Origin of the sequence: Psychrobacter sp. 1044, from assembly GCF_904846525.1 — a bacterium.
Taxonomy (GTDB): Bacteria; Pseudomonadota; Gammaproteobacteria; order Pseudomonadales; family Moraxellaceae; genus Psychrobacter.
In genome coordinates this window covers 43,393-61,472 of sequence record NZ_CAJHAZ010000006.1, presented here as the reverse complement: position 1 = coordinate 61,472, position 18,080 = coordinate 43,393, and the positions used below count along the sequence as shown (strand labels likewise).

The window sequence follows — 18,080 nt, the reverse complement described above, 5'->3', positions numbered from 1 at the left end:
TACTAATTGACTGGTCAATGATAGTTTTGTTGGTGTCATTAGTGGCGCAGTTGATAGTATAGATAGCCAGATAAGTCGCTCGTTAATAGGCAATTGAGTATGGATTTTGATTTTAATTTAATTTTAGTACCATTAACCATTGGTTTGGGTATTATTTGGCTATTAGATAAGCTAGCCCTGAAACAGCGTAAAACTCGCGGGCGTGGTCAAGAAAGTCTCTTGGTACGCTGGGCTTACGATTTTTTCCCCGTATTGGCAGTGGTGTTAATAGTACGCTCGTTTTTGATTGAGCCTTTTAATATCCCTTCATCTTCTATGGTGCCGACATTATATACGGGTGATTTTATTGCGGTTAATAAGTATGCCTACGGGGTGCGCCTACCACTGACGTATAACAAAGTGCTGGATACGGGCGCGCCTGAGCATGGTGATGTGGCTGTATTTCGCTATCCTGAAAACCCAAGTATTTATTATATCAAGCGTGTCATTGGTTTGCCTGGTGATACTGTTAGTTATGATCAAGGGACACTTTCTATCAATGATGTCCCAGTTGATACTAAGCCTGTCGATTTTGCGGCAAACCCTGAGTTAACCTCACAGCTTTATTTACCAGGACAAATCGGTCCAGGGCAAGTACTGACCGAAGACAGTGCGGCAGCGATGGGTCAACAAGAAGAGGGTGAGGCGCAATACTTTCAGGAAACACAAGGTGAAAACAAGCATCTTGTTCGTTACTTGAATGGTATGAATAGTTCTCAATATGCACCATTTTTGCAGCAGCAATCACCAGAGGTAATTAGCTCAGCAGGTACCAAATGGCGTATTAGCGTTCCAGAAGGTCATTATTTTGTGATGGGCGATAACCGCGATCGTAGTGCTGATGGTCGGTTTTGGGGATTTGTTCCTGATGAGAATTTAGCGGGTAAAGCGGTTTATATCTGGATGCATAAGCCACCCGGACTTAATTTACCAACCTTTGAACGCAACGGTACTATTGATTAAGATTATGTAATTAAGATTATGAGACGCTCTATTGGTTGATTTATCGATAATAGTTTTATGCTAATATTGTTGCTATCTAATAAACGGCTACCTAGTATTTCGGTAGCTCCTAAAAATAGTTGTTTACCAGTAGAGGGATATCATAGTGCAGCAATTATCTGGAATCGCCACACAGCGTGGTGCTAGCGTAACGAGTATCGTTTTAATTATTCTTGTGTTAGGAGTTGCTGCCAAATTGATGGTTGTTATCGTCCCTGCTCAGATTGGTGATTATCAATTGACCAAGACCTTAAGCGCACAGCTTAAGGAGGCAAATAATAATAATGAAACGGCCAAGCAGTTTGTCGAGCGTGTTAATAGACAGCTATCTATTAATGCTGATTATGATACTCAGGCGGAAGACGTATTTACTTTTATTGATAAAAAGACGGGACAATTGGCTATTCGTAAAGAATATGCAGTCACTAACAATTTCTTTGGTAATGTTGATATCGTCAATCGCTTCGAAGGTGATATCGATATGACAACAGCAGAGTAACTAAAAAGAGTGTTAGATCACTCTTAAACTTTTTAATATCTGAATGTCTTTATAATATTCATTAATCCATACTATTACTAACCAAATCAGTAAAACAGAAGGGATAACCACAAGCCACGCATGAAACCAACTTTGCAGCATTCCCAAGCGATTCCTACTCCTCAACAAAATAGCACGTCTGTCGACACGCTGATTGTTAGCTCAGAATTTATTCAGCAATTAGCCGTATTGACACGCAAGTTAGGCTATGTGTTTAAGGACTTGAGTCTTCCCAAACTTGCGTTGACACACCGCTCATTTGATAGCAAAAAAAATTATGAGCGTTTAGAGTTTTTAGGAGACGCTCTGTTAGGAATGATTGTGGGTGAGGCTTTATATCATCGCTATCCTAGCCAAAATGAGGGTCGATTGACTCGTATGCGTGCCACTTTGGTACGTCAAGAATCATTGGTCATTATTGCGCAAAACTTAGAGCTCTCTAATCATCTGATATTAGGGATAGGTGAGCGTAAAGGTGGTGGGCGCAATCGCGCTTCTATATTGGCTGATGCTGTGGAGTCTTTGATTGGTGCTATTTATTTAGACAGCCAAGATTTGGATATTACTCGCGATTGTGTTCTCTCATGGTATGGTGATTTGATTGACAACGTTAATGACCAAAAAGCCTTAAAAGATGCCAAGAGTCGATTGCAAGAGTGGCTACAATCTAAGCAATTTGATCTGCCACATTATGAGCTAATGGAAACACGTGGTAACGCGCCGCATCAAATTTTTGTTGTACGTTGTCATGTTAATATCAATAACTGTGTTGATATTACTGAATCTGGTGAGAGCCGCCGTATCGCTGAACAAAAAGCAGCAGAACTAATGATTAACCAATTGCATAAACTGCCGAGCTCAGCTAAAAAGCGATCCTAACTAGGATTAACCTATGGATCGCACATACCACTTTTTTTGACAATATATGTTAAGTGACGTTTTAAAAATCGTTTATTTGAATTAGCGTAAACGTCACACATTTCAAAACCTTAAATATTTCCCAGCCGATGATGGTTTTGCTTTTTTAGTGCTGATACAGCCAATACATCATTAAGCATCATTTGACTGGGCATAAATTCTATAGGATTAACCTATGAGCAATCGTACTGACTTGCCATCCAATGATGAAGATAATGCCAAAAATATGACCGAAAACACAGAATTGAATCAAAACCAAGATAATATCGATATTACTAATGATGGCATCAATCAAGCAGAAGATACTACTGTAGACAATGATATGGCAATTGAAGAATTCTTTGCCCCTAGTAGTCATGCAGGTATTGCTGATGATTTTAAAGCGGGTTATGTCGCGATCGTTGGACGTCCAAACGTTGGTAAATCGACTTTGATGAATCACTTATTGGGTCAAAAGCTGTCTATTACATCACGTAAGCCGCAAACTACTCGTCACCGTATCCACGGTATTTTGTCAAATCATGAGATGCAGGCAGTATTCGTTGACACGCCAGGTATTCACCGCAATGAAGTACGTGCTATTAATGAGCGTATGAATAAAGCTGCGGTATCTGCATTAGTAGATGTTGATTTGGTATTATTCGTTGTTGATTCAGATCAATGGCGTGATGATGATTTGTTGGTTTTACAAAAGCTTGGCGATACCAATTTAAATGTAGTATTAGTTATTAATAAATCTGATACCTTAAAAGATAAAGGCAGCGTGTTGCCGCTGATTGAGACGTTTAATGACAGTTTTGATTTTGCCGATATCGTACCAGTATCTGCCTTAAAAAACCAAAACCTAGATCGTCTACAAGAAGTGATTGCTTCGCATCTTCCTATTGCTGCCCCTATCTATGATACCGAGCAAATTACTGACCGCTCAGAACGATTTTTGGCCAGTGAAATTATCCGCGAAAAAATCATGCGTAGCGCTGGTGACGAAGTGCCATATGACCTGACTGTACAGATTGATGGGTTCAAAGATGAGCCTGCGCACACTGATCCAAAAACAGGGCGTCCACGTAAGGCTTGTACTTTCATCGATGCGACTATTTATGTTGAACGTAGTGGTCAAAAAGCCATTGTGATTGGTGATAAAGGTCAGCGTATTAAGCAAGTGGGTGTGGATGCTCGTAAAGATATGGAGCAGCTGTTTGATAAAAAGATTATGCTGACACTGTGGGTGAAAGTGAAACGTGGCTGGTCTGATGACGAACGTGCATTGACTAGCTTAGGATATTGATTAAAGAATAGCGCTTTAATCACTTTTCTATATGCTCGATGCTGAGGTGATAAAAAATGCGTAACGAAGCGTTAGTCGGTTATTTATTGCATCAGCGTCCTTATCAAGAAAAGCGCGCCTTATATTATCTGTTTTCTCAGCAACATGGCGTGATTCATGGTATTGGGAAAAAAGGCGCGCCATTGTTCATGCCATTGCAGCTCTTTGCCACTGGTAAACGGGATTTAAAAACGTTTAGTCAGATCAGTATTGCATCGCAACACACAACTCAAACAGGCATAGCAAAAGATGATGGCATTGCCACTGTTTTAGAAGCACTGCCCTACGAAAATATTACAGGTCAACATCAATATGCGGCGTTGTATTTAAACGAAATACTATGGCGGTTGTTGTCGACCGAAGACCCAATGCCAGTATTATGGCTACATTACCAGGACAGTCTGTCTCAGCTTAGACGACCTTTGAGCGCCAACGAATTACGGTTGTGCTTGCGCCAATTTGAGCAGCATTTATTCAATGAGTTGGGTTTTAGCTTAATATTGACGCACGATAGTATTGAAAACATCATTCAGCCTGACGATTCTTATCGTTTTTTACCTGATGTTGGTTTAGTGCCTGTCTTGCAGAATGATATACAGACTGAGCATTTAGACAATACTATGGGGCAATTTTTTTTTAAAGGTACTGATATTATCGCAATGACGCAGTTAGGTATTACTGACAAAACCTTAAATAATTGGTCAAAAATCCATCGACAGCTTATTGACCATTTACTGGATTATCAACCATTGCAAAGCCGCCTACTATGGCAGCAGCAACAGCGTTACCAATAAATAATAGTGCTACTCTCAAAGTGCTATAACCAATCTGATTGGTGCTGAGACTGTCTAAAGTTGCATATTCTTGTACCGTTGATCAGTCGATTGGGTTTCGTTATCAAAAAAAATCTTATGACCACTGCTTCATTACCTTCATCTAACAACCCTTTGCAAAAACCTTTATTAAGTATAAACATTGATCACGCAGCAACTTTACGTCAAGCGCGTGGGGTTAGTTATCCAAGCCATTTAGCCGCCGCTCTTTGGTGCGAGAAGGCGGGAGCAGACGGTATTGAGTTATATACAGGCGCTTATGCTGAGGCAAGCTTAGTAGCCGATATGGACATGCAAAATGCTGAGCTGAAACGAATTAAGCAAGCTGTTGCTACTGCTCGACGCAGTGATAATAAGATCTCAATTAACGCAGGTCATGGTCTGACACGTGATAATGTGAATGCTATCGCACAAATTGAGGGTATTTATGAGTTGAATATTGGTCGTGCATTCATTGCAGGCGCTGTATTTTTAGGACTCGAGCAGGCCGTCATTATGATGAAAGAAGCAATGTATACAGATCTATAAAGCTATCAAAAAAATGTGAGTGGTAATTTATGTCATTGGTAGTTTTTTATTCGTCACATTCGGTGGGATGATCTTCGTTAAGTTTTTGTTTAATAATACCTCCTTGGTTAAATGATATTAGATACATTGCTTCATTATAAGCAACGATGGGACAGTATTTTATATGGCCAAAATATCCTCGTGGTTTGCCACTATCACCCCAAAATTTGGTGTAGTGGCGTCGACTTCCAACTCGTAAACTTAGCTTACTGTATTTAGGATTTAAAGACTGCTGAACGACTAATGAATCTACCTGAGTATCAAAGTGATTATTGTCATTTTTATCTATGAATAACAAAAGCGTCTTATCGCTGTCTCTATGGCAGCGCCCTCCAGTATCAGACAAGCAAACAATGATATTCTGTCTTCTGATGTAACTCTCAGCCTTGGCTAAGGCAAGAGAATTCTCTAACTGACTTTGAATCCGTTTGGCTTCCATACGTGCTAATTGCGTTCGTATGACTGGGGCTGCGATCGTCACCATAATTGCTAATACACATACAGTGACGATAAGTTCAACCAGCGTAAAACCCTTGTTATGTCTATTAACAGTGCTTGGGTCTGTTCTCGTGTTTGTATTAGGTGCTCTTTTATAAAGAGATACTATATATCTGTGATACACATAAAGAATCAATCGGCTTTGAGCTAGCCTGTGCTTATTTGAAGTAAAAACCCATAACATAAATGCTGAGAGCTTTTTATAACTTGATAATGTTTTATGCAGCAATGCCATGAGGCTTGTTACCTATAATAAGTAGTTTAGTTCAATAAAACAGTCTCGCTTCTTTAAATGTTATTCAATCCAATCATTGCGTGAAATCGAGCCAATATGCGCGCGAAATTTTGGAGTAATGATCAAATTTATGATGTATGAAATAATGTTGAGTGCTATAATATAAACAGAATATATGTCTACTGTCAAAAAATGTTTCAATTAGTGAATGACTGGTTTTAATAATAGAGAAAAAATACTAACTGTACTAAAATACGCCCAGACAATAGATACTGTTAGGTTTACTATCTATTGTGAACTGACATACAAAAGATAAAAAGCGTAAGGTGTGTTAGTTCTAGGTAACTTAAGCTGGTTATTGTGTTTTAGTTACGACATTATCGTGTAATAATGTGTAGCTCGTTAACGAAAAAAGTTGTAAACTGAATTGATAATCGCTAAGCTACTCCTTAATTGGTTTTGCTTTGTCACTTAAAATTCGTAAAAGATGTCTATTTTAGAGTATCTTGAGAAGCGGTTTTGCTTAATGCATCACTCAAATTATCCTTTGGAGGAAGTCCATGAAATTGAATAAAATTGCTCTAGCTCTGGTTGCTGTAGCAGCTGCACCTTTAGCAGCTAATGCTGGCGTAACTATTAGCCCATTGTTACTAGGTTATCATTACACTGGCGAAGCTCATGACGAGCAACGCGAAATTTTGAAAACTGGTAAAAACTTGTACGTAAATGCTGATGGTAATAACATCGACGACGGTACTCCTTTTACTGGCGCTAATGGTCATCCTAATAATGGCGGTGTAGCTAAAGAAAGCAGCTTATACACTGGTGCTGCACTAGGTATTGAACTAACTCCTTCTACTCAGTTCCAAGTAGAGTACGGCGTGTCAAGTGCAAACGGCGAAGCTTCTGAAGATTCTGCTGATGCTGGCGTTAACCGTTTTGACGTAGAACAAACCATGCTTTCTGGTAACTTCTTAATCGGTACTGAAGAATTTACTGGTTATACTGATAGCGCATTCAAGCCATACGTATTGGTTGGTGCTGGTCAATCTAAGATCAAAGTAGAAAACCAAGAAACTTATACAGCTGCTGAAGGTTCTTCTGTAGGTACAGTTAATGCTGGTACTGAAGTTGCAGAGTCTAAAGATACTATTGGTAACCTAGGTCTAGGTGCTATGTATCGTATCAACGACGCTTTAAGCCTACGTGGTGAAGCTCGTGCGATTCATAACTTTGATAACAACTGGTGGGAAGGCATGGCTTTGGCCGGTCTAGAAGTTGTACTTGGTGGCCATTTAGCACCTACAGTAGCAGTACCACCAATGCAAGAGCCAGTTATCGATACTACTCCAGTAGTCGTAATTGAATCTGATCTTGATTCTGATGGCGATGGCGTACCTGATAGCATCGATGCATGCCCAGGCACTCCTATGAATGTCGTAGTAGATGAACGCGGTTGCCCAGTACCAGTAGATATTACTGATGAGCTGAAAATGGAACTACGTGTATTCTTTGATAACGATAAATCAACGATCAAATCTCAGTATCAACCTGAAATCGCTAAAGTAGCAGAGAAGATGCGCGAGTATCCTAACTCTACAGCACGTATCGAAGGTCATGCTTCTAAAACTGGTCCTTCAGCACGTTATAACCAACGTTTATCTGAAGCCCGTGCCGTTGCTGTTAAATCTATGTTGACTAACGAATTCGGTATTGCTCCAAACCGTATATCAACAGTTGGCTATGGTTATGACCAACCAATCGCTCCAAACGACACTGAAGAAGGTCGTGCTATGAACCGTCGTGTTTATGCCATCATCACTGGTGACAAAACAATGACTGTTGAACAAACTAAAGATATGGTTGTTCAGTAAATAGTATTGGATCGATTGTTTTACTAAATATATAGTTACAAAAAAAGTCACCTAATGGGTGGCTTTTTTTTATTTATGGATTGAGAAAAGCAAGTTATTACATAAATTTGTGAAGCAATAATGTTATACTAGCTGCCCAAACATTCTGTAAATTGACAGAATGTACATTAGCATAGCTATCTGTATGATGAATTTATCAGTGTAGATACTTGATTATATTGAAATTATTTGATTAACCGCATCTATTGTGCAGTCTTCCAAAAGTAAGTACTCAATATCTATCTGGTTGATGATAAAAGTTTATCCAGCGGCGCTTATTGCTACTGCATTTTTTTAAGACGAAACGAGCATTTTATATGGCGAACGATATCAAACACCTGCGTAACATTGCAATTATTGCCCACGTTGACCACGGTAAAACAACTTTGGTTGATAAGTTATTACATCAGTCTGGTACTTTTGGCGACCGTGCAAACATTGCTGAACGTGCAATGGATTCAGGCGATATTGAGCAAGAACGTGGTATTACCATTTTGGCTAAAAATACAGCCATCCGCTGGACAGATAAGACTGATGATACTGAATATCGTATCAACATTGTTGACACCCCAGGTCACGCCGACTTTGGTGGTGAAGTTGAGCGTGTAATGTCTATGGTTGACTGCGTGCTTCTAGTCGTTGATGCGGTTGATGGCCCAATGCCACAGACCCGTTTTGTGACGCAAAAAGCGTTCGAGCAAGGTCTAAAACCTATCGTTGTCATCAATAAAATTGACCGTCCTGGCTCACGCCCTGACTGGGTAATGGATCAAATCTTTGATCTTTTTGATAACTTGGGTGCAACTGATGAACAGCTTGATTTTCCAGTTGTTTATGCCTCAGCATTGAATGGTATTGCAGGTTTGGAAGCTGATGATTTGGCTGATGACATGACACCACTTTTCAAAACGATTGTTGATGTGGTTCAGCCTCCTCAAGTTGATGCTGACGCACCGTTTCGTATGCAAATCTCAAGCCTTGATTATAACAGTTTTGTTGGCGTTATCGGCATTGGTCGTATTCAGCGTGGTAAAGTTAAAACCAATACTCAAGTGACTGTAATCGACAAAAATGGCAATACCCGTAATGGCCGTATTTTAAAAATTATGGGTTATCATGGTCTTGATCGTATTGATGTTGAAGATGCACAAGCTGGTGACATCGTTTGTATTACTGGTATTGATTCGCTTAATATCTCAGATACGATTTGTGATCCTAGTGCTGTCGAAGCATTACCAGCATTGACGGTTGATGAACCTACCGTTTCAATGAACTTCCAAGTAAATAACTCACCTTTTGCTGGTCGTGATGGCAAGTTTGTGACCTCGCGTAATATCCGTGAGCGTCTTGAGCGTGAATTGATTCATAACGTAGCATTACGTGTAGAAGATACAGAATCTCCTGATAAATTCAAAGTATCAGGTCGCGGTGAACTTCATTTATCTGTATTGATCGAAAACATGCGCCGTGAAGGTTTTGAGATGGGTGTTTCAGGCCCAGAAGTTATCGTCAAAGAAGTGGATGGTAAATTACAAGAGCCGTATGAAAACGTTGTTTTCGATATTGAAGATGAGCATCAAGGTTCTATCATGGAGCAGGTTGGCTTGCGTAAAGGCGAGATGACTAATATGGAGCTTGATGGTAAAGGTCGTATGCGTATCGAAGCGACGATGCCTGCCCGTGGTTTGATTGGTTTCCGTTCTGAATTCTTAACCTTGACTTCAGGTACAGGTATCATGACGTCAAGCTTCTCACATTACGGTCCACAAAAGATCGGTGATGTTGGTGGTCGCTCGAATGGTGTCTTGGTTTCTATGGCAAAAGGTGTTTGCTTAGGTTTCGCGCTATTTAACCTGCAAAAACGTGGTAAATTGTTTGCTGAGCCACAGCTTGAAGTTTACGAAGGTATGATCGTTGGTCTTAACTCACGCAACGATGATATGGCTGTTAACCCAACGACTGCTAAGCAGTTAACCAACGTTCGTGCGAGTGGTACTGATGAAGCATTGACGTTGACTCCAGCAGTCAAGTTCACACTTGAGCAAGCGCTTGAATTCATTCAAGATGATGAATTGGTTGAAGTAACACCTAAGGCGATTCGTCTACGTAAGCGCTATTTGACTGAAAGTGAGCGTAAGCGTCACGGCCGTGGTAAAAAAGGTGCTTAATATTGAGCCATGAATTACTGAGTAATTTATTGGATTGATATTTTATAGAAGCATTTGATGCCATTACTATTTAATAATGGGCATCAAGATAACTAAAAAATTAGCAGTATAGAGTGAACTGAATATGGTTCATTTTATGCTGCTTTTTTTTGTTGTAATTTCCATAGAATATAGACAGAATAACTGACAGTAGTAGTGTTTCTCACTATTACTCTTAAGGCTCAAGATTGGGTCGACTGTTGAGATACTTATTCGATTATAGATTGGTATTTTGAGGAGAAAATAATGAGTATGGTTTCTGAGTTTAAAGAATTCGCTCTAAAAGGTAATGTGATGGACTTAGCGGTCGGTGTCATTATTGGTGGAGCATTTGCTACTATCACAACGTCCTTAGTTGAAGACATTATTATGCCAATAGTGGCCTTCATAGCAGGTGGCGAAATCAATTTCAAAAACATGTTCTTAGTGTTGGGTGATGCGCCTGAAGGTGTTTCCATGACCTATGATGCCCTCAAAGCAGCTGGCGTTCCTGTATTAGCCTATGGTAGTTTCATTACTGTACTGATTAATTTCTTAATTTTAGCATTTATTATCTTTATGATGGTTAGGATGGTTAACAAAATGCGTCGTAAAGAAGAAGTGCAAGAGCTGGTAAAACAACCTTCAGAAGAGGTGCAATTGCTTCGTGAAATTAGTGCTAAGTTAAGTAATAACACTGTTTCAAAATAAAATATGATGATTTGATTAAAAACACAAAAAAGGCTAACACGACGTTAGCCTTTTTTATGGACAATTTATAAATGCATTGTCTTTAGCGCAGTTGTATCACTTAACCAGCTGTTAATATAAAGACTATGGCGTAACTACGACATAATCGTTGGTATTAATCAAAATCTCAGATGGTTGATCAACGACAATACGGACAACATTATCATTAGTCACTTGTGATTTGTAGTAGTTGTCTTCAGCCACAGTACAACCTAAACAACGTCCCATCGCATCCCAAGGTTCAACAAAAAGTTTCTGCTGCGCCTGATCCGCATTACCACCGATAAGCGAGAAGGGTAGACTAACTAGGTAGGCGGCAGTACCAGCAACGGCACTGACCAGTTGTAAAGGTTTACCTACTACAGTATCAACCACCATTGTCTCATAAGAAGGCCCAAAGTCTGTCTCATCAATTTCTATGGCTGCCAAAGCAGGCTGCATAGTAGCAGCCATTAAACTTAAGCTTGCGGCTATAGTAATGGCTTTTTGCTTAACTGTGCGTTGGTTTTTGGCTTTAACAGTCATAACGATGTCCTAAAATTCATAATTGGTATGATTAATGGCTGCTGCTATTTCCACACAGAGACAATTTCCCTATATAAACAATGCGCAACGATAAGTAAGCTAAATATATTACAGATGTATAAACATTATGCACTATTTATGTAAGTGCTCATACTATTAAAGCAATATGTGTGTCAATAAGCAACAAAAATGGCGCGCGATATAATGATATTAGTGCAAAATAATAGGACACTCAGTCAAGAGTATTGTGCTGCCATATTCTACGATTTGATACCTAAGTTATTTTGGTACTTAAGGCGAAACAGATAGTGATAGTTTCAGATAATATTTAAAGGATTGGCTGACATTTGGGACAGAATACACTGGCGCGACCATTAATTTTGATATTCTCAAGTAAAGCATCACAATGCGGACAAGTTTCCCCTTGTCTACCATAGACATTTAATGTCTGCTGGAAGTAACCGGTTTGACCATCTGCTACGGTGAAGTCTCGTAGTGTCGAACCACCAAGCGCTATCGCCTTTTGTAAAATAACTTTAATATGATCGACCAAAACAATCATCTGAGCATGGGACAGTTGGTGAGCGGGGGTGGCTGGATGAATAGCTGATAAATATAGGCTTTCAGTCGCATAGATATTACCGACACCCACGACGACCTGTTGTTCCATGATGACTGATTTTATAGCGCGAGCAATGGGCTGCTTCTTTGATTTGGCTTTGCCAACTGCTACAGCATCAGCACTGTGATCAAGCAAGTTTGACCGTTGAATCAATTGATACAGGTAGTCTGCAGTAAATTCATCTGATAATGGCTCAGGACCTAAATGATCTAATAGCTTAGCACTATAATCCTTGTGCCATAACACTGACCCAAAACGTCTTGGGTCATAGTAATGTAGCTGGACTTTTGTATTATTAGCGCCCTTAAAAACAATGATGAGATGATCATGCTTGCGCTTTTCAGTACCGTAGCTCTGCTGTTGCAGGCTGCCCGACATGCCTAAATGAACCAAAAGTTGACGCGGTATTAACGTATCAGTTTGAGCCGCATCGCTATCATCATTGGGTAATAAAGGTAAAAAGTTAAGAATTAAATATTTTGCGCGGCGCTCAACGCTATCTAGTGTGTAATCAATCAAGCTATCTAAATCATCTGGCATCGCCCAGCGCAGCTTTGGCTGGAAAACTTTTATATCGATGATGCGTTGCCCTAATAGCGGTGCAAGGCTGGTTTTGGTTGTTTCTACTTCAGGCAGTTCAGGCATGATATTTTTATAATAACCTTATGATTCAGTGGACGTACTTTGTGATTTTATATCTAAGCGACGGCGCGGCGAGCATGCAAGATACCATGCTGTTGCTCTAGTTTCGCCAAAAGCTTAGATAGGTGCGCCAATCCTGAGACTTCAATATGAAATTTTAAAAAGGCAATGTTATCATCATTGCTAAGCGTCTCAACTTGACGAATATTGACATTTTCTTTATCAATAATTTGCGTCAAATCACGCAACAGTCCGCGTCTATCATAGGCTTCTACGTGAATATCAACGGGTTGATAACGACCAGCTTGTACCCGCCACGAAGCCTCTATTTCGCGCTCAGGATCGCGTTCAATCAAGCGTGAATATTCAGGGCAACCACGATTATGGACACTGACACCTCGTGATAAGGTAATGTAACCAGCAATTGGCTCGCCATGCACAGGGTGGCAACAGCCTGCTAGATTGATTTCTATATTATCCAGCCCATCGATACGAATTTTATAAGCATCGATTTTGCCTGCCTCTCTAGCATCTATACTTGGCGCAAAATTTTCTGGCGGTCTTTCAGGTTCTAGGTGTAGCTGACGGGAGATGTGGCTGGTGAGTTGGTTGAGACCAATGTCGCCTGTGACCAACCCAACGATAATATCATCAGTCGTATTGACATGGAAATGCTGAATATAGTCGTTTAAATCGATGCTATTGGGATGTACCGATAATCGTTCAAGCTCTTTACTGAGCATTTGACGACCAATTTCAATGTTCTTATCACGGTCTTGCTTATTGAACCATTGACGCAATTTTGAACGTGCACGGTTGGTATGAATATAACCCAGTGAAGCAACTAGCCAATCACGGTTGGGCTCACGTGATGCTTTGGTGATAATTTCAACTTGTTCACCTGTTTTGAGTTGATAGGTTAATGGTACATAGCGCTGATTGACTCGCGCAGCTTGAGCACGATTACCAACTTGTGTATGTACATAATAAGCAAAATCAAGAACGGTCGCCCCTTTTGGCAGTTCAGTAATGTCACCATCACGGCTAAAGATATAGATGCGTTCGAGCTCGTCAAAATCAACGAGTTGCTCTTCTTCGTCAAACTCCATACCCTCTATTTCTTCACCTGTTAGTAAAGATGAGCGCGGTTGGTTACGAGTTTCATTATTGATAGATAACAGCTGACGCAGCGAGCTGATTCTTTGATTAAGATAATTGTCTTTTTTATTCTTTAGACCTTCTTTGTAGTTAACATGAGCACACATACCAAGCTCAGCTTCGAAATGCATTTCATGAGTACGAATTTGCACTTCCAGTGACTTGTTTTCAGCAATGACTGCCGTATGTAGTGAGCGATAACCATTAGACTTGGGGTTGGTAATATAGTCATCGAATTGTTCAGGGATATATCGCCACAAGCCATGTACCAATCCAAGCACGTGGTAACAGTCTGATGGGTTGGTGACCAATACCCGCAGCGCGCGAATGTCATAAAGCTGATCAAACGATAAGCCTTTGAGCTTCATTTTTCGGTAGATAGAGTAGATATGCTTGACACGTCCAGAGACTTCACCTTCGATATTAGCCTCTGCTAATGCCTCATTGAGCTTATCTTGTACGCGCTGAATATAGGACTCGCGTTCGCTGCGTTTTTCGGAGAGCAGTTTGGCAATCTCTTTATAGCGTTCAGGCGCAAGGTAGCGAAAGGCTAAGTCTTCTAGCTCCCATTTAAGTTGCGCAATGCCCAAGCGATGCGCCAGTGGGGCATAAATAGTCATGACTTCACGCGCCACACGATTCTGACGCTCTTCATTAGAAAAGGTCAATTCGCGCATGGCGAAAGTACGCTCAGCCAATTTGATAAGCACGACGCGTACATCATTGGTGACGGAAATTAGCATGCTATAAATATTAGATAGCTGGTCGCGCTGATTGTTTACAAAGTGATCTTCTAGACGCTTATTACTTTCAATAATCTCGGACAGCTTACCCATTGCCAAGGTATCTTTGACGAGGGTCGATATGTCTACACCGAATTTTTTCTCGATATCAGCGAGGCTTATGATTGATTTTCGCGCACTACGATAGAGCATTGCAGCCACAAGAGCGTCTTCGTCTTGGTAGAGATAGGTCAATATATCTGTCATGCCAATACCAGTGACATAAGCGCCTGAACGCTCAGACTCGCTGGTATTCATATGACTGCGAATAAATTCACAAGCGGCACTCAAGTGAGGTACAGACTCTTGTCCAATACGTTTGGCGACGTTGTCTAACCAAGTTGGAACATCAATATTGACTTGATCTAAATCAATCGCTTCCAGTTCTTTATCTGAGAGAGCATTATTTTTATCTAAAAGCGGGTTATCAGAATATTCGTTTTCAAGCTTTGGATCATGACTATGAAAGGCATGTAGTGCTGAGCGATCAAAGGTGGTGTGTAGCTTATGAGTGGACAGCTGGTATTTGATATCGAGGGGGATTTGGGCATAGCTATTGGCAGACTGGTGCGAGCGTTGGCTTGCGACCAGTTGAGCGGCAAGTGCTGCACTATCGGCTTGGGTGGTCTGTCCATCCACCAGCGGTAATCCTTCACGAATTTTTACCATAGCCGACTCCTCTTAGCTATTTTGAATTGATTATAACCTCATCTACTATGCACACACGTTGAACTTACGATTCATAAAGTATCAGCTATAAACCAATATAACTGCTAAAAAATCTGTTTTTTAGCAGTCATAAAATGCGCGTAAAATATATAAAGCTATGAGTGCAAACGTTCACAAGAATGGAAAAAACCAGCCTAGGAATATTGTTTACTATTATCTCACTTTAAAGAGACAAATCAAGCGAGGCTATGTAATGTCTGCGGTTAATCAGGATAAATAACCATCATTTTTTGCCACCGATTGACTCAAATTTTGAATCAAGTTCAGTGACATGCACTATGGCTATTGAATGCTCTGAACCGCTCACTTAACCGTAAATTGAATTACACCGCTATTTTTTCAAAACGAGCGATGGACTCAACATGACCGGTATGACAGAACATGTCCATCACGCCAGCATGAGTCAGACGATAGCCTTGCTCTAGTAATGCTTTTGTATCACGGGCGAGGGTTGCAGGGTTGCAAGAGACGTAAACGATTCGCTCAGCGTTAAATTTCGGCAAGTATTGCATAATTTCCCAAGCACCAGAACGCGGCGGATCGATCAATAGCGCATCAAAGCCCTGATTCGCCCAAGGTTTATCAGTACAGTCTTGCGTCAAATCTTGGCTATAAAATTCTGTATTATTGATGCCATTGCGACGTGCGTTATCGGCTGCACGTGCGGTCATCGCTTCGCTGCCTTCAACACCAACCACAGAACCTGTCTCACCAACGAGGCGCGCGAGTGGCAAGCTAAAGTTGCCTAGACCACTGAATAAATCAAGTACGCGTTCACCTGCTTTTAAGTCTAACAAATCGCAAGCAAGCTTGGTCATTTGACGATTTACGGACAGGTTCACTTGGGTAAAATCTGTCGGGATAAACTCGAAAGTCAAATCGTATTCTGGCAATTGGTAATACAAACGACCAAATTGCTCGCTCATGTCATCATTTGCAGTCAATGCAATACGCTGGATGCTGTCCGCACCTTTAGACTGCAAATATAGCTGCCAGTTGCGTGCGGCAAAAAACACTTTTAGCTTTTCTATATCCGCGTCTGATAATGGCTCCAAGTTGCGTACGATAAGGGCAACGGGCTGATTGCCATCTGGCAGCTCAGACATTTCTTCACCCATGGCCAACTCAAGCTGAGCAATCTTGTTACGGCTCTCTAGCGTACTAATCAGTGTTTTTAAGTTTTCAATCTCAAAACCAATTCTTGGATCTAAAATATGACACTCATTTAATTCTGCCAAAAAGTTACTTGAGCGCTCACGAAAGCCGACAAGCGCGGTTTCTTTTTTGGTGACATAACGCACACCCAATCGTGCTTTGGTACGATAACCAAGACGATCACCAACCACTGGAGCAAGCCAGTTATCAGGCGTGACATTGGCTTGGTGTATCAGCATTTCAGCCAATACAGATTGCTTAAAGTTGATTTGACCGTCTGGCTGCCAGTGTTGCAAATTACAGCCACCACACACTCCAAAATGGGGGCAGGGCGGTACGGCACGTTCAGAATTTGGGTTGGCAGTAATACTGACAGCCTCGCCTTCTTCAAAGCTGGCACGGCTATTGGTTATTTTGACCAAGGCACTTTCACCCGGCAATGCAAAGCTTACAAAGATTTTTTTGCCATGTTTGTCTTCGACATGGCCATCGTCTATACCAAAACCATTACCATAAACGGCAACGCCGCGACCATCATGCGACAAACCATCAATAGTGAAGGGCAGAGGTTCTGCATCCTTTAGACGGCGGCGTGTCTTTGATGAGGGTTTAGATTTTTTCTTATTAGGCGGAATAGTAATCGTTTGGGTCTCGCTCGTTGGTGGCGTAACATCAGAGGTTGTAGACGTTTTTGAATCGGTGGGTTGCATAAACCTGCCTTAATAATAAATGATAAATAACTAAAAAAATGAGGATAAACGCGATATCTTATAACGCGCCTTGGTATAACTTCATTTGTTATGATGTGGGCGCAGATGACCAGTCAGAGATGAAGTCTTGATGGCGGGCATGACCATCCGCTTGGGTATATTTTACTAAATAGTCATAGCTCTGCTGCTGCCAAGCGTCAAAATCTTGTGAGGATAATTGTCCAGTTAAACGCAACCAGCGCAAATAGATTAGCCATGTATTCATGACGTCAGACTCGCAATAAATAGACAGCGTTTGCCAGTCATCGTTATTGACAAGCTCACCAACCATACTACCGTCGACAGCTGTTTTACCCGGTAGACCATATAAGCTTGCGACAATATCCATGGCTTCGCGGCGGCTGGCACCATACTGGCTAAATCTGTCCATCAAATCAAGGTGACGCGTGTGGAAGCGATTGACGTAATTATCAAAGCGCATGTTTTTGATGCGCTCGCCTTCTTCAAATAACCATGGCGCTGATAAGTCGTATTGCATAGCCCGATATATCAGTACAGGAATATCAAAACCTGAGCCATTCCAACTAATAAGCTGTGGCAGCTTTTCAAGGTCACTAAATGCCCGAAAAAATTTGGCAAGAATATCTTTTTCACTAAATTTATCAGCGGTCAATGAGAACAACGAAAACTTGCCATCTTTGATATATAACGCTGAGATACAGACGATACGCTGCAGTGGCAAGCGCATAAAATCATGCCCAGCTTCTTGTATTCGAAGCGCTGTGAGTGCGCTCAACGCATCTGCATCATTCGAATCTGCCAATTGCGGATAGATACGGCGCGCCGCATCGGTATCAGCGACAGTTTCGATATCAAAGACCAATATAGGGTCGGATGGTAGAGCTTGTGACATAAGAAATCCTGATTGAATCAACTAAACTTAGCAGCGTT

General features: G+C 41.0%; 15 protein-coding genes. 9 read left to right on the top strand and 6 right to left on the bottom strand.

What is annotated here, in order from left to right:
* Nucleotides 1-99 precede the first annotated feature (99 nt).
* The 6 genes from lepB (at nucleotide 100) to JMX82_RS05455 (ending at nucleotide 5,185) form a co-directional block, all read left to right on the top strand.
* Complete coding sequence (lepB, locus tag JMX82_RS05480) at nucleotides 100-1,002, top strand: signal peptidase I (protein WP_201539787.1); 903 nt, start codon at nucleotides 100-102, stop codon at nucleotides 1,000-1,002.
* Nucleotides 1,003-1,147: 145 nt separating this feature from the next.
* Nucleotides 1,148-1,540 (top strand): DUF4845 domain-containing protein, encoded by a 393-nt coding sequence (locus JMX82_RS05475; RefSeq protein ID WP_227676372.1) that lies wholly within the window; start codon nucleotides 1,148-1,150, stop codon nucleotides 1,538-1,540.
* Nucleotides 1,541-1,660: 120 nt separating this feature from the next.
* Nucleotides 1,661-2,458, top strand: coding sequence for a ribonuclease III (gene rnc / locus JMX82_RS05470; RefSeq protein ID WP_055125735.1), 798 nt, complete (start codon nucleotides 1,661-1,663; stop codon nucleotides 2,456-2,458).
* A 361-nt stretch (nucleotides 2,459-2,819) separates the two neighbouring features.
* Nucleotides 2,820-3,785: a GTPase Era gene (gene era / locus JMX82_RS05465; protein WP_227676393.1), complete on the top strand. Its 966-nt coding sequence runs from the start codon at nucleotides 2,820-2,822 to the stop codon at nucleotides 3,783-3,785.
* Nucleotides 3,786-3,841: 56 nt separating this feature from the next.
* Entirely contained in the window at nucleotides 3,842-4,618 is a 777-nt protein-coding gene (recO, locus tag JMX82_RS05460) for a DNA repair protein RecO (protein ID WP_201539785.1), read from the top strand.
* A gap of 117 nt (nucleotides 4,619-4,735) precedes the next feature.
* A complete protein-coding gene (locus tag JMX82_RS05455; protein ID WP_201539784.1) occupies nucleotides 4,736-5,185 on the top strand; it encodes a pyridoxine 5'-phosphate synthase in 450 nt (149 codons plus the stop codon).
* 46 nt (nucleotides 5,186-5,231) lie between these two features.
* On the opposite strand, the gene JMX82_RS05450 is transcribed toward JMX82_RS05455, so the two are convergent.
* Complete coding sequence (locus tag JMX82_RS05450) at nucleotides 5,232-5,957, bottom strand: prepilin-type N-terminal cleavage/methylation domain-containing protein (protein WP_227676371.1); 726 nt, start codon at nucleotides 5,955-5,957, stop codon at nucleotides 5,232-5,234.
* 560 nt (nucleotides 5,958-6,517) lie between these two features.
* Between JMX82_RS05450 and JMX82_RS05445 the strand changes: the two genes are divergently transcribed.
* The 3 genes from JMX82_RS05445 (at nucleotide 6,518) to mscL (ending at nucleotide 10,767) form a co-directional block, all read left to right on the top strand.
* Nucleotides 6,518-7,831: an OmpA family protein gene (locus JMX82_RS05445; RefSeq protein WP_201539783.1), complete on the top strand. Its 1,314-nt coding sequence runs from the start codon at nucleotides 6,518-6,520 to the stop codon at nucleotides 7,829-7,831.
* Between the two features lie 356 nt (nucleotides 7,832-8,187).
* Nucleotides 8,188-10,038 (top strand): translational GTPase TypA, encoded by a 1,851-nt coding sequence (gene typA, locus JMX82_RS05440; RefSeq protein WP_055125731.1) that lies wholly within the window; start codon nucleotides 8,188-8,190, stop codon nucleotides 10,036-10,038.
* Nucleotides 10,039-10,323: 285 nt separating this feature from the next.
* Nucleotides 10,324-10,767, top strand: a complete 444-nt coding sequence (mscL, locus tag JMX82_RS05435; protein WP_201539782.1) for a large conductance mechanosensitive channel protein MscL — start codon at nucleotides 10,324-10,326, stop codon at nucleotides 10,765-10,767.
* 123 nt (nucleotides 10,768-10,890) lie between these two features.
* On the opposite strand, the gene JMX82_RS05430 is transcribed toward mscL, so the two are convergent.
* The 5 genes from JMX82_RS05430 to JMX82_RS05410 all read right to left on the bottom strand — a co-directional run bounded on the left by JMX82_RS05430 (nucleotide 10,891) and on the right by JMX82_RS05410 (nucleotide 18,042).
* On the bottom strand, nucleotides 10,891-11,331 hold the full coding sequence (locus JMX82_RS05430; protein WP_060490428.1) for a hypothetical protein: 441 nt from the start codon (nucleotides 11,329-11,331) through the stop codon (nucleotides 10,891-10,893).
* A gap of 328 nt (nucleotides 11,332-11,659) precedes the next feature.
* The gene (mutM, locus tag JMX82_RS05425; protein ID WP_201539781.1) at nucleotides 11,660-12,598 is read right to left on the bottom strand and encodes a bifunctional DNA-formamidopyrimidine glycosylase/DNA-(apurinic or apyrimidinic site) lyase; all 939 of its coding nucleotides are present in this window, start codon (nucleotides 12,596-12,598) and stop codon (nucleotides 11,660-11,662) included.
* 53 nt (nucleotides 12,599-12,651) lie between these two features.
* Nucleotides 12,652-15,204, bottom strand: coding sequence for a RelA/SpoT family protein (locus tag JMX82_RS05420; protein ID WP_201539780.1), 2,553 nt, complete (start codon nucleotides 15,202-15,204; stop codon nucleotides 12,652-12,654).
* Nucleotides 15,205-15,587: 383 nt separating this feature from the next.
* A complete protein-coding gene (gene rlmD / locus JMX82_RS05415) occupies nucleotides 15,588-17,129 on the bottom strand; it encodes a 23S rRNA (uracil(1939)-C(5))-methyltransferase RlmD (protein ID WP_201539779.1) in 1,542 nt (513 codons plus the stop codon).
* A gap of 88 nt (nucleotides 17,130-17,217) precedes the next feature.
* Nucleotides 17,218-18,042: a 3'-5' exonuclease gene (locus JMX82_RS05410; protein WP_201539778.1), complete on the bottom strand. Its 825-nt coding sequence runs from the start codon at nucleotides 18,040-18,042 to the stop codon at nucleotides 17,218-17,220.
* Nucleotides 18,043-18,080 lie beyond the last annotated feature (38 nt).

What these genes read in the sequence shown, in the direction of transcription:
- lepB (WP_201539787.1), top strand. Translation starts at nt 100, where the DNA reads ATGGATTTTGATTTTAATTTAATTTTAGTACCATTAACCATTGGTTTG.
- recO (WP_201539785.1), top strand. Translation starts at nt 3,842, where the DNA reads ATGCGTAACGAAGCGTTAGTCGGTTATTTATTGCATCAGCGTCCTTAT.
- JMX82_RS05420 (WP_201539780.1), bottom strand. Translation starts at nt 15,204, where the DNA reads ATGGTAAAAATTCGTGAAGGATTACCGCTGGTGGATGGACAGACCACC.
- rnc (WP_055125735.1), top strand. Translation starts at nt 1,661, where the DNA reads ATGAAACCAACTTTGCAGCATTCCCAAGCGATTCCTACTCCTCAACAA.
- JMX82_RS05410 (WP_201539778.1), bottom strand. Translation starts at nt 18,042, where the DNA reads ATGTCACAAGCTCTACCATCCGACCCTATATTGGTCTTTGATATCGAA.
- mscL (WP_201539782.1), top strand. Translation starts at nt 10,324, where the DNA reads ATGAGTATGGTTTCTGAGTTTAAAGAATTCGCTCTAAAAGGTAATGTG.
- typA (WP_055125731.1), top strand. Translation starts at nt 8,188, where the DNA reads ATGGCGAACGATATCAAACACCTGCGTAACATTGCAATTATTGCCCAC.
- JMX82_RS05430 (WP_060490428.1), bottom strand. Translation starts at nt 11,331, where the DNA reads ATGACTGTTAAAGCCAAAAACCAACGCACAGTTAAGCAAAAAGCCATT.
- JMX82_RS05455 (WP_201539784.1), top strand. Translation starts at nt 4,736, where the DNA reads ATGACCACTGCTTCATTACCTTCATCTAACAACCCTTTGCAAAAACCT.
- JMX82_RS05445 (WP_201539783.1), top strand. Translation starts at nt 6,518, where the DNA reads ATGAAATTGAATAAAATTGCTCTAGCTCTGGTTGCTGTAGCAGCTGCA.
- mutM (WP_201539781.1), bottom strand. Translation starts at nt 12,598, where the DNA reads ATGCCTGAACTGCCTGAAGTAGAAACAACCAAAACCAGCCTTGCACCG.
- JMX82_RS05450 (WP_227676371.1), bottom strand. Translation starts at nt 5,957, where the DNA reads ATGGCATTGCTGCATAAAACATTATCAAGTTATAAAAAGCTCTCAGCA.
- era (WP_227676393.1), top strand. Translation starts at nt 2,820, where the DNA reads ATGGCAATTGAAGAATTCTTTGCCCCTAGTAGTCATGCAGGTATTGCT.
- rlmD (WP_201539779.1), bottom strand. Translation starts at nt 17,129, where the DNA reads ATGCAACCCACCGATTCAAAAACGTCTACAACCTCTGATGTTACGCCA.